Genomic DNA, 20,287 nt, shown 5'->3' on the forward strand with positions numbered 1-20,287 from the left:
CTCAGTCCCCGTCGGTCTTGAGCCGATCGTAGAAACCCGCGACGCCACTGACCCGCCGGTTCGCCGCGCTGCCGGCCGACACGTTTCCGCAGACCCGCCGCCATGCCGCTGAGTTGACCTCCGGCACCGGACATGGCCGGTTCGAGTTCACCCTCGGACTGATGATGGACAACCTCACCCAGCTCCAGCTCCAGCCGACACCGGTATCCGGCACCACCGGAGGAACGCCGCAGCCCGAGGCGGCCGGTTCCTGGTCGCATAGCGGGGTGAGGTCGAACTTCGAGCTTGGGGTCGTCCACGGCATCGGCCGCGCGTTCTTGACCGACGGCTCGCGGTTGCGGATCGCCACGTCCGGCTGCGCGCTGGTCCTCCGGGACGGGTACGCGCCTCACCCGTACGCCGCCGCGGTGCTGGCCCACGTCGCGGGGTTCCCGCCCGGGGCGGGCCGGTCAGGATGAGCGAGGCAGCGGCTTCCACGCGAGTGTCGAGCGTTCTCCGGAGCGGTATGCGTGCGGGTCGACCTCAAGGCGTGCTTCCACCGATTCCGCACCGGAGCGTGCCAGCACGATCGTCGGCTTGCACACGTCGGTCATGACGTTGGCCGGGTGGTCGATGGGGAGCCACCGGCCCAATGGCCGGGCGAGGTCCGGTACCTCGTCGACGACCGTGGTGAGGAGCACCGGGATGTTGACGCGGATGTTGCGGACAGTCCACATCAGACGGTCTCCCCACGACTCCTCTTCGGAGACCTCGTCGATGAGGTCGCGCATGGGGTCGCTGTACGGCTCGTGGGGCTCCCGGGTCAGGCGTTCGTACCGTTCGATGACGATGAGACGTGGCGTCCGGCCTCCGATGTGGATCTTTGCTGCCGCGTTCACGTGGGAGTCGGTCGGGGCGGGGATCTCCTTGACGACGAGCGTCTCGGGCTGCGTCGAGGGCGGGTATCCCGTGAAGAGGACAACGGGGAGGCCGGTATGGGCGGCATGGACCGCAACGTCGCGGCCGACCTTCGCCTCACGGGTTCCCCGCTGCGCGATGATGCCGACCTTGTGACGGAAGTTGAGCTCAGCGAGCTGCGTCAAGTCCGGCCAAGGGGTGGGCATCAGGGTGGCTGCCTCGTCTCGCTGACCAAGGAGTTGTTCAGCGACGGATGCGCCGGAACTGTCGATCTGGTGGGTCATCTGGTGCCCCCTCTGGTTGGCCCGTCATCGTCTCAAGAGACAGGCCACACAAGCGGCTTCCTTCGCACTCCCGCCTCCAGCATCCCGCCGGCGACCACTTCTCGTGGCATGGGCCGCCACAGCCCACTGCCGTGGATTCACTGCCGCGTCGAACAGGCACTGCAGGCAGTGGTCTTGTGGGGGTCGTAGCGGCGTCGGTGGCAGGCGCACCAGGGCCAGTCCGCGCAGGCTGGGCACCGGGTGTGGGGGGCGGCGACGGGTACGCCGCAGGCACCGTCCTGGCCGGTGCACTCGCGCATCGGCGGCCGGTAGGCGACGGCCTCGGCGGTGGTGCGGTTCGCGGCCGAGCCCGGCTCCAGCTCCTCGGCGTCGTCCGGCTCGCGCCGTGGCGCAAGGAGTCGTCCGCCTCGGCAGACGGTGCACGGTGCGTCGTCGCGGCCTGGCTGGTCGGCCAGGTGCCAGCCGTCCTCGCACCGGCCCGCGCACACGGTGGGGGCCAGCAGCCACACGGCGACGTCGTCGGGCCGATATCCCTCCTGGTTCGCCTCGGCCGCACGTTGGAGGGGGCGTCCGGCCCAACTCCCCCACCAGCGCCGCTCCACCCGTGCCGCCAACTGCCGCGGGGTGCGGTTTTGCAGCTCGGTGTGGATGGTGTCCATGACGGTGGGCGGGACGGCGCCGCCGCAGGCGCGGATCACCTTGTCGGGCAGCGCCGCCAGGACGGCGCGCACCGGGTCGCCCGCCGTGCCCGCGTCCTGGCAGGCGTCGCACTGGTCCCAGTCCCACGTCCGCGGGAAGAAGGTGAGCGCCCATCGGTGACGGTGGTCCTTGCGGCGCTGCGGGGCGACGTGGACGACCTGGTCGGCCGGGGAACCGCGGTCCGGCAGCGGCGTGGAGCAGGTCCGGCACATCCCTCGGCAGGTCCGGCAGCGTTGCCCGTCGCGGGTGGGGGCCTGGCAGGTGGGGCATTCGCGCCGGCACACCTGGCACAGATGGTCCTCGGGGTGGGGCTGCGGCAGCCAGCGGTGCTCGCCCTGGCAGCGCACGCACCGGCGCGGGTCGGTCTCCTCGCGGTGGGTGGGCAGGGTCGGCTGGCCCGGGCACTGATCGCAGCGGACGATGGCCCGCTCCCGGTTGGCGTCGAAACGCACGCTCATGCGGCAGTCCTCCCGTGGTTCTGCGCCGCCGCGGCGGCGAGTTCGTCAGCGTAATGGGTCGCGAACGCGCACCACGTCGTGGTCGCCGCAGAGCGCTGGCGCGCCTGTTCGGTCGGCCGGCCACGCCGGTCGGGCACCATCTCCCGCTTGAGCGATGCGAAGAACGACTCCGCGGCGGCGTTGTCCGCAGAGGTGCCGACGGCTCCCATGGACCGGCGGATGCCGGCCCGATGACAGGCGGTGATCCGCTTGGCGCCGTACGCGCCCCCGGCGTTGTCAGTTGCCCGAAGGGACCTGGGAGCGATGGGGCTCAGTGCCGGGGAGACCCTCCCGTTGCACCAGGTGGCGTTGCAGCATGGGGGCGCTGGTGACGGCGAGGAGGAGGGCGACGGCGCCGGCACCGATGGCGACGGCGAAGCCCCAGCGGGTGCCGTAGGCGTCGACGACGACTCCCGACACCGCCGCGCCGAGCGCGACGCCGCTCTGCAGGCCGGCGATCATCCACGTCATGGCCTCGGTGAGCTGGTGCTCGGGGGTGGTTCGCTCGACGATGCCCATGATGACCACCATCGTCGGGGCGAAGAAGACTCCAGCGACGAAGACCACGGCGGCCATTCCCGCGATGTTGTCGACCAGGAGGAAGGGCAGGGTGGTCAGGGCGGTTCCGGTCACGCCGACGACCAGCAGCCGCGGGAGCGGGATGCGGAGCTTCAGGGCGCCGAAGGCGAGGCCGGAGATTCCGGAGCCGAGGGCGTAGACCGCGAAGACGAGGCCGGAGAGTGCCTTGTTGCCCTGCTGTTCGGCGAAGGCCAGGCCCATGGTGTCGACCATGCCGGCGATGGCGCCCCCGAAGAGGAGGGTGAGAGCGAGCATGAGTACGGGGGCGGAGAAGACCACCGGTGCGCCGCTGGAGGTCTCCGTGCGCGGTTTGACGGGCGGTTCGGTGCGCTTCTGCGGCACGAACAGTGCGACGCCGACGGCGAGCAGGACGGCCGCGGCGAGCGGCGCGGCCTGGGGGAACAGCGCCGTGGACAGCGTCACCGCCAGCGCCGGGCTGATGACGTAGGTCAGTTCATCGACCACCGACTCCATCGAGTAGGCGGTGTTCAGCTGCGGGCGGCCGCGGTAGATCTCCGTCCACCGCGCGCGCACCATCGCGCCCATGCTGGGCATCAGGCCCGACAGCAGGGCGAAGACGAAGAGGGTCCAGGTGGGGGCGCCGGTGGTGGCACAGAGCAGTAGGGCGCCCAGCGCGATCACGCTGATTCCGGTGGCGACCGGCAGTACGCGGCCCTGCCCGCGGCGGTCCACGATCCGGGAGACCTGTGGCCCGAGGAAGGCCATGGAGAACGTGAAGGTGCCCGCCACCAGACCGGCCAGGGCGTACTGGCCGGTCGTCTCGGAGAGCATCGTCAGGATGCCCATGTGGGTCATGGGCAGGGGAAGTCGGGCGAGGAGGCCGGCGGCGCTGAACGCCTTCGCGCCGGGAGCGGAGAAGATTTCGCTGTAGGGGTTTGCCATGTTTCGTCCAGAGGTTGGGGTGATCCCGTGCGGGCGGTGGCAACAGGCAGGGACGTTCCTGCCGCCGCGCGCCACGCATGAGGGCACCGAGCAGACGACGGAACAACAATTGGGACTATAGTCCCAGTTTCTGGAGCGGGGAAACCGGGTCGGCCCGTGGAGTCCTCATGACGCCTCGCAGTTGGCGTCGGGAGCGGTTCGGGACCACTGCGCCCGCGGGGCGCCGACGGGCCGGGTTATGGTGCTGGCGCCCACCCCCAGGCAGGAGAGTTGCCCGACATGTCGATCCCCGACGAGCCCATCACCGACGGACGCAAGGCCAAGGGCGCTCGCCGACGGCGGGCCCTGCTGGAGGCCGCGGTACGGGTGGTCGCCCGGGACGGCGCCGCCGGCGCCACCCATCGAACGGTCGCCCAGGAAGCCGGCCTGCCCACCACGGCGACCACCTACTACTTCGACAGCATCGACGCGCTGCTGACCGCGGCCCTCACCAGCTGCATGGAGGCCGACTCCGCGCGCGTCCGGGAACTGATCGAGGCACCCCCGGCGACCGACGGCACCGACAGGATCCGGGGCCTGGCACTGTTCATGGCCGACCAGCTCGCCGACCGGTCGCACCTCCTGGCCGAGTTCGAGCTCTGCCTGCGCGCGGCCCGGCGCCCGGAACTCCGCGACACCACCAGCCGTTGGACGGCCACGCTCGCCGACTTCGCCCGACTCTTCACCGACGACCAGCTCCGGATCACCCTCTTCACCCACGCCTACGACGGCCTGCTACTGAAGGCGCTGCTCGGCGACGAGCCCACGACGGTGGCGGATTTCGAGGCCATGCTGCGTGAACTTCTCCCCGCTGGACGGTGAGGAAATTCCGTGGTTCGCAAGGTGTTGAAGCGTGATCATCAACGAATCGCAACATTTTAGCCCGATTAGGCTCGTAATCCGCGGAACCCTGAGGGTAAGGTTGACCGTAGAACAGCCCGGGACGGACACCCCTGGGTCCGATGGATGCAGTCGTACGCAGGGGGGACGACCTTGTCCAGCCAGAGGGAACCGAGAGCGAGCCACGGGCCGAGAAGGCCCCGCGAGCCCAGCAGGATCCGCGTCCTCGTCGCCGATGCGCACGCGGCCGCCCGCGCCGGCTTCTGTCTGCTCGTCTCCTCTGCGCCCGACATGGAGGTGGTCGGCGACGCCGCCGACGGGGAGTCCGTCGTGGCACTGGCGCGCAGCACCGCGCCCGATGTCGTGCTCATGGACACGCATCTGCGCGAGCCCGACGGCCTGGAGGCGACCCGGCAGATCACCGGCGATCCGGCGCTGCGGAACGTCCGGGTGCTGATGCTGACCATTCACGACGACGAAGAACACCTCTTCAAGTCGCTGGCCATGGGGGCGGCCGGCTTCCTGCCCGTCGACACCCAGCCCGCACAGCTTCTGGAGGGCATTCGCGCGACGGCCGCGGGCGCCTCGTTCCTCAATCCGTGGCACACCCAGAAGGTCATCGAGCGGTACGTCCCCCGCCTGTACGACGGCTCCGCCGTCAACCGGCCGGCGCTCGCGGAGCTGAGCGATCGGGAGCGCGAGGTGCTCGCCCTCATCGGCGAGGGGCTCACCAACTCCGAGATCGCACAGCGGCTGAGTCTCAGCCCGCTGACCGCCAAGACCTATGTCAGCCGCATCATGGCCAAGCTCGGCGCCCGTGACCGGGTGCAGCTGGCGCTGGTGGCGGTCGAGAGCGGGCTCGCCGCACATGCCTGTATGCCGGTGGCCCCCTGAACGTCCGTCAGGGGGCCACCGGCCTCACCGCGCCACCGGTTGTTCCAGCGGCGCGGCGGCGTCCAGGGCGAGCAGGTCCTGCACCGCGGAGCGGATGATGCGCACCGCCTCCTCGACGCGGTCGCGGTGTGTCCGGTGCGAGACGATGCAGGCCCGGATGATGAAGTGGCCGTCCAGCAGGGTGCTGGAGAGGAAGACGCGCTTGGAGTCGTTGATCCGTTCCAGCAGCCGGCGGTTGAAGGCGTCCGGGTCGCCGCGCTCGGGCAGATAGCGGAAGGGCACGGCGGTGAGGTCCGGGTCCAGGGGGACCTCGAAGCCCGGGGTCGTGCGCAGTTCGTCGTAGAGGTAGCGGGTCAGCTCCAGCTTCTCCTCCAACGCGGCGCGGAACGCGGCCAGTCCGTGATGCTTCACCGGAAGCCAGAGGCGCAGGCCGCGGAAGTCGCGGGACAGCTCCATGCCGTACTCCGATGCGCTGGGGATCTGTTCGTCCAGGCCGTCGGTGTCCTGGAGGTAGTCGGCCTCCACATGGTGGGCCACACGCAGTCGGAATCCCTCGCGCACGATCAGCGCACCGGTGCCGTACGGGATGAAGAACGCCTTGTGCGGGTCGAGCGTGATCGAGTCGGCCGACTCGATGCCCTGGAACAGCCGACGGCCGTACTCGGTCATGCGGAACGGGCCCCCGTAGGCCGCGTCCACGTGGAACCACATGTCGTGGGCCCGGGCCACCTCGCCGACGCGCGCCATGGGGTCGACGGAGCCCGTGTTCGTGGTGCCGGCCGACGCGGTGACCATGAAGGGCCGCAGTCCCGCTGCCCGGTCCGCCTCGATCATGGCGGTCAGCGCGTCCGCGTCCATGCGCAGGCGTTCGTCCGTCGGCACCATGCGGATGCGCTCCCGGGGAAAGCCGGCGAGGTAGGCGGCCTTGGCGCAGGAGGCGTGCGCCTGCTCGGACGTGTAGAGCACGCCGGTCGAGAAGTTCTCACCCAGCTTCGCCTTCCGGGCGGTTATCACCGCGGAGAAGTTCGCCATCGATCCGCCGGAGGTGAGCACTCCCCGGGCCTCGGGCGGATAGTCGAAAAGGTCGCACAGCCAGCGGACCACGGTCGCCTCGATCTGAGCCAGCGCGGGGGCTTTCGCGGCCAGGCTGACATATCGGTTGAAGCCTGCCGCGAGGAAGTCGGCGAGAGCAGATACATAGAGGCCGCCACCCGGAATGTAGGCCATGAAACCGGGGCCCGAGTTGTTGACCGCCTTCTGCGAGCAGACCGCGACGGTGTTGAGCAACCCTTCGAAGGAGGTGCCGATTTCCGGTGCCTCCTCGCGGAGTTCTTCGGCCAACTCCAAAGCGCCATCGAGGTCTTTCGCGGGCGCCTCGGGGAGGTCGTTGACGAACTGCTCGACGACGAGCATCGCCGCCTCGCTCATGGCGCGCATCTCGGGGCCACTGGGTTCCAACGGGTATTCACGCATGCCTCGCATCGTAGCGACGCGAATGCGCCCGACCACCCCCGAGAAACCCCACAAAGCAGCAGCTCAGAAGGGTACGACCGGCAGTGTCAACTTTGGGTGTACAGGAACCTCGGCAGCGCTCGTGCGACTGTCTCCCCGGGGTGACACGAGGGGCGAAAGTGTATCCCCTGGGAGTATCCGAGATTGCTGGCCGGGGAGGGATGCGGCATCCCACCGCACGGAAATAGCCTTCGGTTGTCGATCGGGCCGAGGCTGTTTACGTTCCCTTTTTCAGCGAGCGCATCCTCATTCCCTCGCGCACGGCCCATTCCCTTCCCTTCACCGATACCGGAGTGAATTCATGAGCACTGCCACCGGCATGCCTGCCGCCGGCCCGTCCCAGGCCATCTCCGATGCGGACCGGCTCGATGCGCAGGAGATTCTGGAGCGCGCCCGCAAGGCCGCACCCGTGCTGCGGGAACGCGCCGAAGAGATCGAGCAGAATCGGCAGTTGCCGCGTGACGTGGTGGAAATCCTGCGCGACACCGGCGTGTTCCGGATGGCGGCACCCGGCTCCTGGGGCGGTCCGGAGATGACATCCGTTCAGCAGACCGAGGTCATCGAGGCCATCGCCACCGGAGACGCCTCGGCCGCCTGGTGCGCGATGATCGGCTCCGACTCGGGGATCTTCTCCGGCTACCTCGACGACGCGGTGGCCCGCGCCCTCTTCCCCCGTCTGGACACCATCACGGCGGGCTTCGTGAACCCCACCGGGCGGGCCGACCGGGTCCCCGGCGGCTTCCGGGTCAGCGGAAAGTGGCACTTCGGCAGCGGTATGACCCACAGCGACCTGCTGCTCGCCGGCTGCGTGGTGCATCGCGACGGGGCGCCGGAGTCGGCCCCCGACGGCGACGGAGTCCACTGGCGGATCGTGATCGCCCGCCGGGAGGACTTCGGCGTCCACGACAGCTGGTACACCACCGGCCTGGCCGGCAGCGGCAGTTGTGACTACTCCACCGAAGACCTCTTCGTACCGGAGGAGCACACCTTCAGCCTGCTGGAGCCGCAGCGCACCGGCACCCTGCACGCGGCACCGGACGCCATCCTCCGCACCATGCCGGGGGTTCCGCTCGGCGTCGCCCGGGCCGCCCTCGACCACGTCCGTGAGCTCGCCGCCACGCGCACCGACAAGTCCACCGGCACCCCGTGGTCCGCGCACTACCGCTTCACCACCGCGATCGCCGAGGCGGAGATGGACCTCGCCGCGGCCCGCTACGCGGTGTACACGAGCCTTGCGGAGCAGTGGGCCCGGCTGGAGCGCGGCCAGCAGCCGACGCCGGACGAGCGGGTGGCGACCGCGCTGGCCCGTTACAAGGCGTTCGAGGTCGCCCGGTCGATCGTCAACCGGCTCTACACCCTCGTGGGCGGTTCGGCCATCTACCGCAAGCGGTCGCCGATGGACCGCTGGCTGCGGGACGTCAGCACCATGAGCCAGCACGTGGACGCCGGGGTGCAGAACCTCAAGGCGGCCGGGGAGCTGCTGCTGGGCGGCCAGATCCCGCAGAAGACCCTGCTGTGGTGACCGGCGCGGGCACCACTCGCCCGACGCCCACACCACCTCGCCGGACCCACCGGACCCACCGGACCTGCCGGACCCACCGGACCCGCCGGACCCGCCGGTTCCACCGGACCCGCCGGTTCCACGGCATGCACGGCACCCACAGCACCCACAGCACCCACAGCACCCACAGCGTTTACGACATACACGAGGAGATGCGAACCCCGTCATGACGGACACCACCACACTCACCTCCGCCAGCGCCCCCACTGCCCTCACCGCCCCCGCCACCCCCATCGCCTCCACCCTGCGCACGAACCACGAAGCCACCCCCGCGACCATCGCGCCGGCCCAGTTCCGCGCCCTGATGTCGACGTTCCCGACCGGCGTCGCCGTCGTCACCACCGGCGGTCCCGAGGACCAGCCCCGCGGTCTGACCGTCTCCTCGGTCAGCAGCGTCTCCCTCGATCCGCCGACCCTGCTGGTCTGCCTGAACCGCAACAGCAGGACCCTGGAGAGTGTCCTGGAGCGGCGCACCTTCGCGGTCAACCTGCTGCACGCCGGGGCCCGTTCGGCCGCCACGCTCTTCGCCTCCGGTGACCCGCACCGCTTCGACTCCGTGGAGTGGGCCAACTCCGCGGAGTTCGGCGGCCCGCACCTGGTGCGCGACGCGCACGCCGTCGCGGACTGCCGGGTCTCCCGCACCCTGCGCGTCGGCGACCACGAGGTGATCTTCGGCGAGATCTTCCGCGTCGAACAGGACCGCCCCGAGGACGCCGACCCGCTGCTCTACGGGATGCGCACCTTCGCCTCCTGGCCCGCCGCCGCGGCCTGACCCACCCGGCCGCCGCCTCCCCAGCCCTCCCCCGGCCCTCCCGCAAGGAACGCCCCCATGTCCTGTGCACCCCACGACGCCCGCGCCGACGCCCCACCGGCGGCACCGCGCGGCCGTCGGACCCGACTGACCCTCGCCCTCCTGGCATTCGCCCACCTGATCATCGGCCTCGACTACAACATCGTGTTCGTGGCGCTCCCCGGGATCGCCGCCGACGTCGACTTCACGGCCCAGAACTTGCAGTGGGTGGTCAGCGGTTACACGGTGGCCTTCGGTGGCTTCCTGCTGCTCGGCGGGAGGGCCTGCGATCTCTTCGGCAGGCGCCGGATGTTCACCCTCGGCCTCGTGCTGTACGCCGTCTCCTCCCTCGCCGGCACGCTCGCGACCACGCCCGGGCTGCTCGTGGCCGCCCGGGCCGGGCAGGGCATCGGCGGCGCCTTCCTCACCCCGGCCACCCTCTCCCTGGTCACCTCCCTCTTCGCCGAAGGCCGGGAACGCAACCGGGCGCTGTCCGTCTGGGGCGGGGCTGCCGGGTGCGGGATGGTGCTCGGCTCGCTGCTGGGCGGGGTGCTCACCGAGACCTTCGGCTGGGAGGCCGTCTTCCTCGTCAACGTCCCGCTCGCCGCCCTCGGCATCGCACTGGCCGCCCCGCTGATCCCGGCCGACGGAACCTTCCGACGCGGCCGGGTGTTCGCCGAGTTCGACCTGTACGGCACCCTGACCGGTACCGCGGGGGCCACCCTCCTCGTACTGGCACTCGTCCAGGGGCCCGAGTCCGGCTGGACCGCCCCCGCCGTCCTGATCAGCGGAGCCGCGGCGATCGTGCTCCTGCTGGCCTTCCTGGTGATCGAGCGGCGGGGCCGGAACCCGCTCATGCCCCTGCACCTGTTCCGCAACCGCAACCTCAGCACCGGCACCGCCGTCACCTTCACCTTCATGGCCACCTTCGGGGTGCTGGCGTACTTCCTCACCCTCTACTTCCAGAACGTGCACGGCTTCAGCGCCATGCAGACCGGTATCGCCTTCGTCGTCCCCTGCGCGGGGGTCCTCGTCGGTACGGCCGTCGGCGGTCGGCTGGCCACCCGCTTCGGCATGCGCGCCACCCTCATCGGCAGCCTCGTCCTGGGTGTCGCCGGTACGGTCGCCTTCGCCCTGTCGCTCTCCCCCGACGCCTCCTTCACCGCACTCCTGCCGGGCCTGAGCCTGCTCAGCCTGGCCCAGGGCGTCGTCTACACGACGATGTACGCGGCGGCGATGACCGGCGTGGACGAAGGCGACCAAGGCATCGCGTCCGGTATCGCCAGCACCGGTGAGCAGGTCGGCAGCGCCGTCGGCCTGGCCGTCCTCGTCGCCCTCGCCAACGCCGGCACCCGCGGGCTCACCGGTGAGGAGCTGCGTACCGCCACCAGCGACGGGGTACGCGCCGCGGTGCTCGCCGCCGCCGCAGGTATGGTCCTGATGATCCTGATCTGCGCCAACTTCCGGAAGGGTCGCAGCGTGCCCGCCACCGAAGGGCCCGCCGCAGCCACACCCACCGGGGCAGTTCAACCGGAAACCGTCAGGACTGCTCGCTGAGCACCGCCCATGAGCACCGACCCATGAGCACCCGCCCATGAGCATCCACCCAGGGGGAGACAGCATGACCGTGTCCGCATCCGGACGACCGGCGGACGCACCCGACCGCAGCCATCTCCCGGACGGTCCGGGAGACCACCGTCCCGCTGATCCGGCACCCGCTGGACGCGCCCTGAAACAACGGCACCTCACCCTCATGGCGTTGGGCGGCGCGGTGGGCACCGGCCTCTTCCTCGGCTGCGCGCAGACCATCCACAGTGCCGGCCCCGCCGCCGTCTTCTCCTACGCGCTCGCGGGCCTGCTGGTGATCCTCGTCATGCGGATGCTGGGCGAGATGGTCGTCACCCGCCCGATGTCCGGCTCCTTCGCCGACTACGCGCGCCTGGCCCTCGGCAACTGGGCGGGGTTCACCATCGGCTGGCTCTACTGGTACGCGTTCGTCGCCATCGTCGCCATCGAGGCCATCGCGGGCGGCCGGATCGTGCACGACTGGCTGCCCGCGGTGCCGGATTGGGCGGTCAGCGTGCTGCTGCTCACCGCCATGGCCGTGGTGAACCTCTGCTCCGCCGGCTCGTTCGGCAGCGTCGAATTCTGGCTGGCGATCGTCAAGATCGGCGCGATCCTGGGGTTCCTGGCTCTGGGCGCCGCCTATGTCTGCGGCTTCTGGCCCGGCGACGGCAGCCCGCACCTCAGCCACTTCGTGGATCACGGGGGCCTGCTCCCCAACGGCCCCGGTGCCGCCCTCGCCGCGACGGTGGTCGTCATCTTCGCGTTCGGCGGCACCGAGATCGTCACCATCGCCGCGGCCGAGAGCCCCGACCCCGGCACCGCCGTCACCAGGGCCACCCGTCAGGTGTTCTGGCGCGTGCTCCTCTTCTTCCTGGGTTCGATCTTCCTCGTGGTGGCGATCGTGCCGTGGGACACCCTGGTGGGCCCGGAGAGCCCGTACGCCGTCGCCATGACGCGGATGGGCATCCCGTTCGCCGGCACCGTCATGACCGCGGTCATCCTCGCCGCCCTGCTCTCCGTGCTCAACTCCACCCTCTACGCCTCGTCCCGCATGCTCACCACGCTGTGCCGACACGGGGAAGCACCACGCGGACTCGCGCACACCAACCGCCGTGGCACCCCCTCCCGTGCCATCCTCCTCGGCACCGTCATGGGCTACGCGTCCATCGGCGCCCAAGCCCTCCAACCGGACCGGACGTTCGGCTTCCTCCTCGACTCCACCGGAGCCGTGCTGATCTTCCTCTACATCACGATCGCCGTCTCCCAACTACGCCTCCGCGCCCGCGCCGAGCGCACGGAACCCCACCGCCTGACGTTCCGCATGTGGGGCTACCCCTACCTGACCTGGCTGACCATCGCCACGCTCCTGGCGATCCTGCTCTCCATGGCGCTCCTCCCAGGCACCCGCCCCCAACTCCTCATGAGCCTGATCAGCCTGGGAACCGTACTGACGGCCTACGCAGCCCGCCGCTGCACCCGCCACCTCCGCACACGCCACCCGAGGCACCCTTCACGCTGAGGCACACGCTTCCCGGCCGCAAGGCGGCTTCCTCAGCGACCGACCGCCCTACGGCCACCACTGCGTGGGGACACCGGGGCTCACCCCGAACCACCAGGCCAGTGACGGCAAACAAGTGCACCGGTCGGAGATCCCCCGCCGCCGCCCCGATCGTCGAGCGCATCGGACGTTGGTTAACGAGCTGCGTCCGAGAGGGACTTGAACCTTAGGCACATGCCGGTGATGCGGGCCGTATTGCGATTGCCGTAGCCGCTGGTTCGAGGCCGGGAGCCGGTCCGCCGGACCGCCCCGACTCGGGCCTCAAGCCGAACGCACGGTTCCACGCTGCGCACACTGCCCGCGGGGGGGGCAGCGCGCTGGGCCGGCGCCCATGAGCCCGTCGGGGGAGAACGCGGCGAGCTTGCGCGAGATGCCCATGCCGGCGACTGCTCGACCGGACGCCTGCCGCCGCGAGCGCCGCACACGACCGGGGCGCGACCCGTACACACGGGGACATCGCGGCAAGAACGCCGAACACGCCAGCCGTGATGCGTTACCAGACACTTACCAACAGTAACGATCAGGGTTGCGCAATATCCATCAAGAAGGGGGGACCGTTCAGCTTGCGTTTCTCTACAGTTCAGATCTCCTCCGTTCTTCACAGAGAGTGGAACCATGGACTCGTTACGTCACCTCGTGGCTCACCTGGGGCTCGACCTCACCGCCATCTGCCTGCTGGCGTTCGCGATCTACTACCCCCGGCACCGACGCCGCGACCTCGTGCCGGCGTATCTGGCCCTGAACGTCGCCCTGTTCACCGTCGTCGCGGCGCTCGCCGCAGTGGGCGGCAAGGGAGGCATGGCGGTCGGCTTCGGCCTCTTCGGTGTCCTGTCGATCATCAGGCTCCGCTCCGACTCCGTCCAACACGAGGAAGTCGCCTACTACTTCACCACGCTCGTCCTCGGTCTCATCTGCGCGCTCCCGCAGCTGCCGTTCGGCCTTGCCACCGTGCTGAGCGCCGTACTTCTGCTGGTCGTCTATTCAGCCGATCACCCGCGACTGCTCGCCCGCACCCGTCGCGCGGTCGTCACCCTCGACACCGTCCACAGCGACCCCGCCCCGCTCCGGGCCGACCTTGAGCGGCGCCTGGGCGAACCACTGCACTGGACGGTCATGGAGGTGGACTTCGTACGCGATCTGATGGTCGTCGACGTCCGTTACCGCGAAGCCGCGCCGAGAGCCGCAGGCGAACAGCCCGCCGTGACCGAGCGCGTGCGTCCGACCGCGCCCGTCCTGGACGCGGCGTGACGGCCGGTACGGCAGTGCTCGCCCCGGCGGCCGTACAGGCCATCGACGAGGCGGCCCACGACGCCGAACCCATTTCGCTGGCCGAGGTCAACGAGCGGTCCGCTCTGCTCACGCGCTTCGACCGCAGCTACCTGGTACCGGCAGAAACGTTCGCCCACGTGGTCGGCCGGCTCACCGCGCCGCAGCGCCGCGGCGGGCCGCTACGGGCCCTGGCCATCGACGGCCGACGCGCGTTCCGCTACCACTCGGTCTACTACGACACCCCCGACCTCCGGTCGTTCCACGATCACCGCCAAGGCCGCCGCCTCCGCTTCAAGATCCGTGAACGCGTCTACCAGGACACCGGCGAGCGGCAGTACGAGATCAAGCTCAAGGGCCGCCGCGGCGACACCGTCAAGCACCGCCGGCCCCTCACCGGGACCGACACCCCACTCGCCCCCGCCCAACAAGCCTTCCTCGCGGCAACCCTGGACCGGGCCTACGCGATCGCCGCTCCCGCCGCACTGCGTCCCTCCCTCAGCACGGACTACCTCCGAGCGACCTTCGTGGGCGACGGCGAGCGCATCACCTGTGACGCGGGACTGGTCTGCGTCGACCTGAGGACGCAACAGGCCGTGCACTGCGACACCGACCTCGTGCTGGTCGAGACGAAATCAACCGGGCACCTCACCGACGCGGACCGCGTACTGCACGCCCACGGTGTACAGCCCGCCGTCTTCACCAAGTACTGCGGCGCGTTCGCCGCCCTGCACCCGTCGCTCCCCGCCAACCGCTGGCGCCGCGCGGCGCGGCGAGCCTTCGGGCCTGGAACAGGGTGACCGTGTCTCCCGTCCCACGGTGACGGCGGCCGACGGGCGCGCGTGGGCGTCCCGTCAGCCGCCGGGGCGGCGCGCCGGGCAACTCGCCGGTGCTGTGTTACGGAGTCTCGCCTCCGCAGCAGGGGGGCTTCAGCCTGCGAGCAGCCCACGACGCACGGAGCGCGATACCGAAGACCACCATGGCTCCGGCGGGACATGACCACGGCGTGGGTGAACGCCGGGTTCAAGAACGCCGTCGTCGAACACGGCGCCCGCCACGGCATCGACGTCGAAATCGTCCAGCGTCAGCCCGGGCGGACACCGGCTCACCGAGCAACCCAGCGCCGCCGGAGACACCTTGAAACGTCCGGAGATCACGGACAGGCCACCGTGGAGCTGGCCATCGAGGACCGCCCCCGGGCGCCGGAGCCGCTGCCGTCCAGATCCCCCGAGACACCAAGCCGCATCGGGGACCCCAGAGCCCGCCGATGCTGCGTCGCTGTGGCCCGCTCGTCGCGGGGCTGCTACTCGGGGCGTTCTGGGGCGCGTGGCATGTAGTGCCGCTGCTCCAGGCTCACCACGGCGCGGTCTGGATAGCGGGTTGGTTCGTGGGCACGGTCGCCGCGCGGATCGTCATGGTCCGGCTGTATCTCCGTACGGGCGGCAGCGTCCTGGCCGCGATGTGCCTGCACGCGACGATCAACGTCGGTGCCGCGCTGGTACCGCACTACGACCTCGACCGCACTCCGGCGATCGTCGGCGGCCTCACAGCGCTACCGGCCCTCGGCGTGGTGGTCGCCACCGGGCGGGGAAACCGATCGGTGGCCGCGGACGCGGCCCTACCTCGCGGCTTTGGCGGCGTCATAGGTCTCGCGCGCCGCGAGGACCTCGTGGACATGCCCCTCGGTCCAGCGGGCCAGCGCCCACACCTGCCGGGCCACCTCGGTGCCCAGCGGCGTCAGTGAGTACTCCACCCTCGGTGGGATCACGGGATACGCCTCGCGATGCACGAATCCGTCGCGCTCCAGCGCTTGCAGAGTCTGCGCCAGCATCTTCTCGCTGACCCCGCCGATCACCCGGCGCAGTTCGCTGAAGCGGCGGGTGTCCTCCAGTAGCGCGGCCAGCGCCAGCACGCCCCAGCGGCTCGTGACGTGATCAAGGATCCCCCGCGAGGGGCAGTCGGCGGTATTCACATCCGCCACTGTCGTCACCGGCTCGCGCGGCTGCCGCTGCGCCTGGTTGCTTACGCTCATGCCACTAGCTTACTCAAAAGTGGGTACTTACCCAGAGAAAGCGTCTCCCGTACGGTGGCGAAGCGCGCATACGCCGCATCACACCTACCTCCGTACACCTTGGGAGTCCGTACATGAGCGTCGTCGTCACCGGAGCCAGCGGGCAGCTCGGCCGTCTCGTCGTCGAGGAGCTGCTGGCTCGCGTGCCGGCCGGCCAGATCGCCGCCGTCGTCCGCGACAAGACCAAGGCTGCCGCACTTGCCGAGCAGGGGGTGGAACTGCGCGTCGCCGACTACGACAGGCCCACGACGCTGGCCGGGGCCTTCCGCGCGGACGATGTGGTACTGCTCGTCTCAGGTAACGAGGTCGGGCGTCGCATCCGGCAGCACACCGCCGTGATCGATGCCGCGAAGACGGCCGCCGTGGCCCGTCTCGTCTACACCGGCATACTGGGCGGCCCCGCCGCCGCCTTCATGCTGGCCGACGAGCACAAGGCCACCGAGCGGGCCGTCCTCGACTCCGGCCTGACCTACACCTTCCTGCGCAACGGCTGGTACACCGAGAACTACACCGCCCAGATCCCCCTCCAACTGGAGCACGGCCTGGTCGGCGCCGCGGGCGAGGGCCGCATCGGCGCCGCCACCCGTGCCGACTACGCCGCCGCCGCGGCCGTCGTCCTCACCACCGAGGGCCACGAGGGCAAGGCGTACGAGCTGAGCGGCGACACGGCGTTCACGCTGGCCGAGTACGCGACCGAACTGTCCCGCCAGTCCGGCAAGGACATCACCTATCGGGACGTCCCAACCCCGACCCTGCTCTCCACCCTGACCGGCGCTGGCGTGCCACAGCCGTTGGCTGAGATCCTTGTTGACGTTGACACCTCCGGCATCCGTCGCGGCCTCCTCCGGGGCGGCAGCGGTGACCTCAGCCGCCTCATCGGCCGCCCGAGCACCCCGCTCACCGACGCGATCGCTGCGGCGCTGAATATCTGAGGAGCCGACGCGCCGGTGCGAACGAGGCCGGGCGGGCGGGGCGCGTCGGCGGTGCCGCGGGCCGACAGGCGCACCGGGCCGCCGAGTCATCCGCCACTCACACGAGGTCACCGCCCGTTGCCTCGGCCGCCGAGCGCTCGGGGCGGACGGCCAGAGCTCTGACGAGACACAGGCACTGTGCCTCCCCGCCGGAAAGCCCGGCTGTCGGCCGGGTGAGCAGGGTGACCGGCGGGCCGACCTTGATCAGCGGCACGCGTGCTTCGTCTGCGCTCAGAGCCGGGCGACCGACCCGCAGCTCGTCGACGACGTGGTCGGGGAGCAGGACCGGCTACTGCCCGACCAGGCCGACACGGCGCCGCAGCATCGGCACGTCCCGGTCCGGAAGCGGTCGGCCGTGGAGCAGTACCCGGCCGCTGGCGGGTTCTGCCGTCCGGTTGAGCAGCCTTGGCAGCGTGGGCTTCCCCGCACCGGACGGACCGACCAGCGCCGTGCACATCCCGGCGTCGACGCGCCGACCGTGCAGGTCACCTGCCCGAGGAGCGCCGCGTTGCCGTGCCGCCCGTCACGTCCTCCAGGGCGAACAGTGCGCCACGCACCATGCCGCCCCTTGGTGCCGCCCCTTCATGCCGCTCGACCGTGACCGCACCTCCTCCCGACAACGAGCAGGGTCAGCACAGGTAGACCTCGGTGAGCAGGGCTGACCGACGGCGGAGCGGGCCCCGTGCCTGCGAGTGCCCACTCGGCCGTCGCACCGTCTTCCGGTCGTGCGGTCAGTGGAGTTGGTTGCGCGCGTTCTCGAAGGCGCGGGCGTGACCGGCCTCGTCGTTGGCGTTGTCGGCGAACAGTTTCGCGGCCTTGGCGTCGCCGGCTGTCTTGGCCTGGCGGGCGTAGGTGGGGTACATGATGCGGGACTCGTACTGCTCGCCGTTGATCGCGGTGGTGAGGTTCTGGCGCGTCGGTGCGACGATGCCGGCCAGTTGCGCCTCGCCGGCGAAGTGCTCGCGCCGCTCGACGTCGGCGGTGCCCGTGAACAGGCGGGCCAGTGCCTGGTTGCCGTGCGCGGTGGCGGCCTGGGCGAACTGGGTGTACTTGGCCGACGCCAGCGCCTCACCGTGCAGCGCGGTGTCCAGGTTCTGCTTCGTCCGGGCCGCGCGGACCCTGGGCACCCCGGCCTGGACGGTCACGGGTGTGACGCCGGGCGGTGCCGGGACGGTGCCCTTGCCGGTGCGGACGACCTCCAACGCCTTGGCGAACGCGGTGTGGTGGGCCGACTCGTCCTTGGCGATCTCCTCGAAGAGGCCGGCGGCGGCGGTGTCGCCGTCCTGCCGGGCCTGCTTGGCGAAGGTGGGGTACATCGTGTGCGACTCGTATTCCTCGCCCGTCATGGCAGCTTGGAGGTTGGCCGCGTCGCTGCCGGCCAGACCGTCGAGCTTGGCCTCCTCCGCGAAATGCTCACCCAGCTCCACCTTGGCCGTGCGTTGGAAGAGCTGTCGCACGGACGGCAGGTCCTGGGCGCCTGCCTGGTCGGCGAACAAGGAGTAGGTGGCATAGGCGTACGCCTCGCCGTGCATCGCCGCGTCGAGATCGGCGCGGGTCTGCGCGTGCAAGGCGGAAGCCGCCTCGGGCGCCACCGCTGCGGTGGCACCAGCGGGTACGCAGACCATCAGGGCCAGGATGCCCATCGACCGGACACGCATCGAGAAAGGGATCATTCGGACCTCCGTACTCGGACCGGTGAACCCCCCAATGCATCACACCAACGAGTGACACGATGAGCCATCACCATGTGGCAATCGAGTGACCCACCCCGTCACCGACCGTGATGGTCCGCAGGCGAGAAGGGGCGCGGCCGAGCGCCGGAGTCTGCCGCAACCGAATCCGCAGCGTGGGCCGTTCGACCGCCGCCGGACTCAGGTCGTACTGCCGGCGGCATGACGTCGCGCTCGGCCGCACCCCCGCCCGCGACGCCGGGCGAAGGACGCCACCCCTCCCGGTATCACGACCCCTTCCTTCCCCACGGGTGCTCCATGGCGCGTGCCCGGTGTTCCCCAACGTCTCCCCCATAGCGTTCACCCTCAACGCATTGCAACGATCGGCCGTGGCGTCGTTGCGTTAATCGAGAGGGCGTTGCAATGATTACCCCTCATCTACCTGCATTTATGCAATCCGCAAGGGAAGGTACTGTTGCCGGAAATCAGAAAGCAACGTAGCTTTTCCATCGTTCGGAAACACCGGGTCGCCGGAAACAGCGAGCCGCACATTCACAGGGAGAGCACCATGCAGAAGTTCGACACCCCCGCCCCGATCGCCGTCGTCCTGGACATCCCCGCCGGGCGCGTCCGGCTCATCGCCGCCGACCGTGCCGACACCACCGTTGAGATCCTGCCGGCGAACGCCTCGAAGGGGCGTGATGTGAAGGCCGTGGAGCAGACCACCGTCGCATACGCCGACGGCGTCCTGCGGGTCGTGTCCTCGGTCAAGGATCAGTACCTCGGGCCCTCGGGGGCGATCGAGGTGGCGGTCAAGCTGCCCGCCGGTTCACGGGTCGAGGCCAAGACCGCCAGCGCCGAACTGCGCGCCCTCGGCCGCCTGGGCGACGTCATCTTCGAAGGCGCCTACCGCCAGGTCAAGTTGGACGAGACCGCGAGCCTGCGCCTGTCCGTGGTCGACGGTGACGTCGAGATCGGCCGGCTGGGCGGCGCGGCGGAGATCAGCACCGCACGGGGCGACATCCGCATCACCGAGGCCGCAGGCGGCACGGTCGTGCTCACCACCCAGTCCGGCGACATCACCGTCGGCGCCGCCACCGGCGTCTCGGCCACCCTGGACGCCGGCACCGGCCACGGCCGCATCAGCAACGCCCTGAAGAACAACGGCACCACCGAACTCGACATCCGCGCCACCACCTCCAACGGCGACATCACCGCCCACAGCCTCTGAACGCCACGACAGGTGTGACCGCTGCGTGCCTGGCAGGACCGCCTTCCCCCTTCGTCCGATCAAGTCCGTTCACGTCCGTTCAATCAAAGGAGCACACCACCATGTCACTCGTTGACCGCGATGGGTCTTGTGGGCAGGCCGTGCCCGAGTTCGGTACCGTCGAAAGCGAGCGGATCCGGTTCTGCGGAAAGGAGCTGGAAGGCCGATTCGATTGCGTCCAGGAGCGAAAGGTTCATGGCGTTTGGCATCGCCGATATTCTCCTCGCGGCTTTCTCGTCACGACGGAAGATGCGACAGACGGTCCGTCAGGGTGCAAGACTCTCGATGCACTTCCGTTAGCCGGCACTTTGGCATCTCAGGAAACCGCACCCATGACATAAGACCGTGACAGCCGGAGAAGCTGGACACCCGGTTCGATTTTCCCCCAATCTGTCCGACTGGGTTTGCTTGCGTCACAGT

Annotated in this window: 21 protein-coding genes and 2 pseudogenes; 13 read left to right on the plus strand and 10 right to left on the minus strand. The window is 70.0% G+C overall.

Features of this window, described 5'->3' with window-relative positions; genetic code table 11:
* Nucleotides 1–113: 113 nt before the first annotated feature.
* Nucleotides 114–458 carry a hypothetical protein gene (locus tag JNO44_RS45405; protein ID WP_420882727.1) on the plus strand — a complete coding sequence of 115 codons (345 nt, stop codon included), beginning with the start codon at nt 114–116 and terminating at the stop codon, nt 456–458.
* On the opposite strand, the gene JNO44_RS41310 is transcribed toward JNO44_RS45405, so the two are convergent.
* From JNO44_RS41310 to JNO44_RS41325, 4 genes are all read right to left on the minus strand, one after another.
* The gene (locus tag JNO44_RS41310; RefSeq protein ID WP_205369066.1) at nt 450–1,181 is read right to left on the minus strand and encodes a hypothetical protein; all 732 of its coding nucleotides are present in this window, start codon (nt 1,179–1,181) and stop codon (nt 450–452) included. The genes JNO44_RS45405 and JNO44_RS41310 overlap by 9 nt on opposite strands.
* A 137-nt stretch (nt 1,182–1,318) precedes the next feature.
* Nucleotides 1,319–2,338, minus strand: a complete 1,020-nt coding sequence (locus tag JNO44_RS41315) for a hypothetical protein (RefSeq protein ID WP_205369067.1) — start codon at nt 2,336–2,338, stop codon at nt 1,319–1,321.
* Nucleotides 2,335–2,547: a hypothetical protein gene (locus JNO44_RS41320; RefSeq protein ID WP_205371469.1), complete on the minus strand. Its 213-nt coding sequence runs from the start codon at nt 2,545–2,547 to the stop codon at nt 2,335–2,337. Before JNO44_RS41320 ends, JNO44_RS41315 begins: the two co-directional genes overlap by 4 nt.
* Nucleotides 2,548–2,614: 67 nt before the next feature.
* Nucleotides 2,615–3,859 carry an MFS transporter gene (locus tag JNO44_RS41325; RefSeq protein ID WP_205369068.1) on the minus strand — a complete coding sequence of 415 codons (1,245 nt, stop codon included), beginning with the start codon at nt 3,857–3,859 and terminating at the stop codon, nt 2,615–2,617.
* 279 nt (nt 3,860–4,138) lie between these two features.
* Here JNO44_RS41325 and JNO44_RS41330 point away from each other — a divergent pair, with 279 nt between their 5' ends.
* Nucleotides 4,139–4,720 (plus strand): TetR/AcrR family transcriptional regulator, encoded by a 582-nt coding sequence (locus JNO44_RS41330; protein ID WP_205369069.1) that lies wholly within the window; start codon nt 4,139–4,141, stop codon nt 4,718–4,720.
* Nucleotides 4,721–4,954: 234 nt separating this feature from the next.
* Complete coding sequence (locus JNO44_RS41335) at nt 4,955–5,632, plus strand: LuxR C-terminal-related transcriptional regulator (RefSeq protein WP_235096156.1); 678 nt, start codon at nt 4,955–4,957, stop codon at nt 5,630–5,632.
* Nucleotides 5,633–5,656: 24 nt separating this feature from the next.
* Here JNO44_RS41335 and JNO44_RS41340 read toward each other — a convergent pair whose 3' ends face one another.
* Nucleotides 5,657–7,105, minus strand: coding sequence for a pyridoxal phosphate-dependent decarboxylase family protein (locus JNO44_RS41340; protein ID WP_205369071.1), 1,449 nt, complete (start codon nt 7,103–7,105; stop codon nt 5,657–5,659).
* Between the two features lie 340 nt (nt 7,106–7,445).
* On the opposite strand from JNO44_RS41340, the gene JNO44_RS41345 reads away from it, so the two are divergent.
* From JNO44_RS41345 to JNO44_RS45410, 8 genes and pseudogenes are all read left to right on the plus strand, one after another.
* The gene (locus JNO44_RS41345; protein WP_205369072.1) at nt 7,446–8,666 is read left to right on the plus strand and encodes an acyl-CoA dehydrogenase family protein; all 1,221 of its coding nucleotides are present in this window, start codon (nt 7,446–7,448) and stop codon (nt 8,664–8,666) included.
* 205 nt (nt 8,667–8,871) lie between these two features.
* Nucleotides 8,872–9,477 carry a flavin reductase family protein gene (locus JNO44_RS41350; protein WP_205369073.1) on the plus strand — a complete coding sequence of 202 codons (606 nt, stop codon included), beginning with the start codon at nt 8,872–8,874 and terminating at the stop codon, nt 9,475–9,477.
* A 57-nt stretch (nt 9,478–9,534) separates the two neighbouring features.
* The gene (locus JNO44_RS41355; RefSeq protein WP_205369074.1) at nt 9,535–11,052 is read left to right on the plus strand and encodes an MFS transporter; all 1,518 of its coding nucleotides are present in this window, start codon (nt 9,535–9,537) and stop codon (nt 11,050–11,052) included.
* Nucleotides 11,053–11,116: 64 nt separating this feature from the next.
* A complete protein-coding gene (locus JNO44_RS41360) occupies nt 11,117–12,580 on the plus strand; it encodes an amino acid permease (RefSeq protein ID WP_205369075.1) in 1,464 nt (487 codons plus the stop codon).
* Nucleotides 12,581–13,234: 654 nt separating this feature from the next.
* Nucleotides 13,235–13,867, plus strand: coding sequence for a DUF4956 domain-containing protein (locus JNO44_RS41365; protein ID WP_205369076.1), 633 nt, complete (start codon nt 13,235–13,237; stop codon nt 13,865–13,867).
* On the plus strand, nt 13,864–14,685 hold the full coding sequence (locus JNO44_RS41370; protein WP_240167891.1) for a polyphosphate polymerase domain-containing protein: 822 nt from the start codon (nt 13,864–13,866) through the stop codon (nt 14,683–14,685). The genes JNO44_RS41365 and JNO44_RS41370 overlap by 4 nt, the downstream gene beginning before the upstream one ends.
* Nucleotides 14,686–14,889: 204 nt before the next feature.
* Nucleotides 14,890–14,976 (plus strand): annotated as a pseudogene (locus tag JNO44_RS44240) (IS5/IS1182 family transposase); the annotation flags it as partial.
* Between the two features lie 176 nt (nt 14,977–15,152).
* Nucleotides 15,153–15,359, plus strand: a pseudogene (locus JNO44_RS45410) (CPBP family glutamic-type intramembrane protease); the annotation flags it as partial.
* Between the two features lie 144 nt (nt 15,360–15,503).
* Here the strand turns inward: JNO44_RS45410 and JNO44_RS41375 are convergent.
* Nucleotides 15,504–15,917, minus strand: a complete 414-nt coding sequence (locus tag JNO44_RS41375) for a winged helix-turn-helix transcriptional regulator (protein WP_205369077.1) — start codon at nt 15,915–15,917, stop codon at nt 15,504–15,506.
* A gap of 113 nt (nt 15,918–16,030) precedes the next feature.
* Between JNO44_RS41375 and JNO44_RS41380 the strand changes: the two genes are divergently transcribed.
* Nucleotides 16,031–16,888 carry an SDR family oxidoreductase gene (locus JNO44_RS41380; RefSeq protein WP_205369078.1) on the plus strand — a complete coding sequence of 286 codons (858 nt, stop codon included), beginning with the start codon at nt 16,031–16,033 and terminating at the stop codon, nt 16,886–16,888.
* Nucleotides 16,889–16,985: 97 nt separating this feature from the next.
* Here the strand turns inward: JNO44_RS41380 and JNO44_RS41385 are convergent, their stop codons facing one another.
* The 3 genes from JNO44_RS41385 to JNO44_RS41395 form a co-directional block, all read right to left on the minus strand.
* Nucleotides 16,986–17,141, minus strand: a complete 156-nt coding sequence (locus tag JNO44_RS41385; protein WP_205369079.1) for a hypothetical protein — start codon at nt 17,139–17,141, stop codon at nt 16,986–16,988.
* 75 nt (nt 17,142–17,216) lie between these two features.
* Nucleotides 17,217–17,384, minus strand: a complete 168-nt coding sequence (locus tag JNO44_RS45415; RefSeq protein WP_205369080.1) for an ATP-binding cassette domain-containing protein — start codon at nt 17,382–17,384, stop codon at nt 17,217–17,219.
* A 274-nt stretch (nt 17,385–17,658) separates the two neighbouring features.
* Complete coding sequence (locus JNO44_RS41395) at nt 17,659–18,600, minus strand: ferritin family protein (RefSeq protein WP_205369081.1); 942 nt, start codon at nt 18,598–18,600, stop codon at nt 17,659–17,661.
* 565 nt (nt 18,601–19,165) lie between these two features.
* Between JNO44_RS41395 and JNO44_RS41400 the strand changes: the two genes are divergently transcribed.
* The gene (locus tag JNO44_RS41400) at nt 19,166–19,828 is read left to right on the plus strand and encodes a DUF4097 family beta strand repeat-containing protein (protein WP_205369082.1); all 663 of its coding nucleotides are present in this window, start codon (nt 19,166–19,168) and stop codon (nt 19,826–19,828) included.
* A gap of 104 nt (nt 19,829–19,932) precedes the next feature.
* On the opposite strand, the gene JNO44_RS41405 is transcribed toward JNO44_RS41400, so the two are convergent.
* Entirely contained in the window at nt 19,933–20,076 is a 144-nt protein-coding gene (locus tag JNO44_RS41405) for a hypothetical protein (RefSeq protein WP_205369083.1), read from the minus strand.
* Nucleotides 20,077–20,287: the final 211 nt, after the last annotated feature.

It is taken from the genome of Streptomyces noursei (assembly GCF_016917755.1).
Classification (GTDB): Bacteria; Actinomycetota; Actinomycetes; order Streptomycetales; family Streptomycetaceae; genus Streptomyces; species Streptomyces yunnanensis.

What these genes read in the sequence shown, in the direction of transcription:
- JNO44_RS41310 (WP_205369066.1), bottom strand. Translation starts at nt 1,181, where the DNA reads ATGACCCACCAGATCGACAGTTCCGGCGCATCCGTCGCTGAACAACTC.
- JNO44_RS41315 (WP_205369067.1), bottom strand. Translation starts at nt 2,338, where the DNA reads ATGAGCGTGCGTTTCGACGCCAACCGGGAGCGGGCCATCGTCCGCTGC.
- JNO44_RS41320 (WP_205371469.1), bottom strand. Translation starts at nt 2,547, where the DNA reads ATGGGAGCCGTCGGCACCTCTGCGGACAACGCCGCCGCGGAGTCGTTC.
- JNO44_RS41325 (WP_205369068.1), bottom strand. Translation starts at nt 3,859, where the DNA reads ATGGCAAACCCCTACAGCGAAATCTTCTCCGCTCCCGGCGCGAAGGCG.
- JNO44_RS41330 (WP_205369069.1), top strand. Translation starts at nt 4,139, where the DNA reads ATGTCGATCCCCGACGAGCCCATCACCGACGGACGCAAGGCCAAGGGC.
- JNO44_RS41340 (WP_205369071.1), bottom strand. Translation starts at nt 7,105, where the DNA reads ATGCGTGAATACCCGTTGGAACCCAGTGGCCCCGAGATGCGCGCCATG.
- JNO44_RS41345 (WP_205369072.1), top strand. Translation starts at nt 7,446, where the DNA reads ATGAGCACTGCCACCGGCATGCCTGCCGCCGGCCCGTCCCAGGCCATC.
- JNO44_RS41350 (WP_205369073.1), top strand. Translation starts at nt 8,872, where the DNA reads ATGACGGACACCACCACACTCACCTCCGCCAGCGCCCCCACTGCCCTC.
- JNO44_RS41355 (WP_205369074.1), top strand. Translation starts at nt 9,535, where the DNA reads ATGTCCTGTGCACCCCACGACGCCCGCGCCGACGCCCCACCGGCGGCA.
- JNO44_RS41360 (WP_205369075.1), top strand. Translation starts at nt 11,117, where the DNA reads ATGACCGTGTCCGCATCCGGACGACCGGCGGACGCACCCGACCGCAGC.
- JNO44_RS41365 (WP_205369076.1), top strand. Translation starts at nt 13,235, where the DNA reads ATGGACTCGTTACGTCACCTCGTGGCTCACCTGGGGCTCGACCTCACC.
- JNO44_RS41375 (WP_205369077.1), bottom strand. Translation starts at nt 15,917, where the DNA reads ATGAGCGTAAGCAACCAGGCGCAGCGGCAGCCGCGCGAGCCGGTGACG.
- JNO44_RS41380 (WP_205369078.1), top strand. Translation starts at nt 16,031, where the DNA reads ATGAGCGTCGTCGTCACCGGAGCCAGCGGGCAGCTCGGCCGTCTCGTC.
- JNO44_RS45415 (WP_205369080.1), bottom strand. Translation starts at nt 17,384, where the DNA reads ATGTGCACGGCGCTGGTCGGTCCGTCCGGTGCGGGGAAGCCCACGCTG.
- JNO44_RS41395 (WP_205369081.1), bottom strand. Translation starts at nt 18,600, where the DNA reads ATGATCCCTTTCTCGATGCGTGTCCGGTCGATGGGCATCCTGGCCCTG.
- JNO44_RS41400 (WP_205369082.1), top strand. Translation starts at nt 19,166, where the DNA reads ATGCAGAAGTTCGACACCCCCGCCCCGATCGCCGTCGTCCTGGACATC.
- JNO44_RS41405 (WP_205369083.1), bottom strand. Translation starts at nt 20,076, where the DNA reads ATGCCAAACGCCATGAACCTTTCGCTCCTGGACGCAATCGAATCGGCC.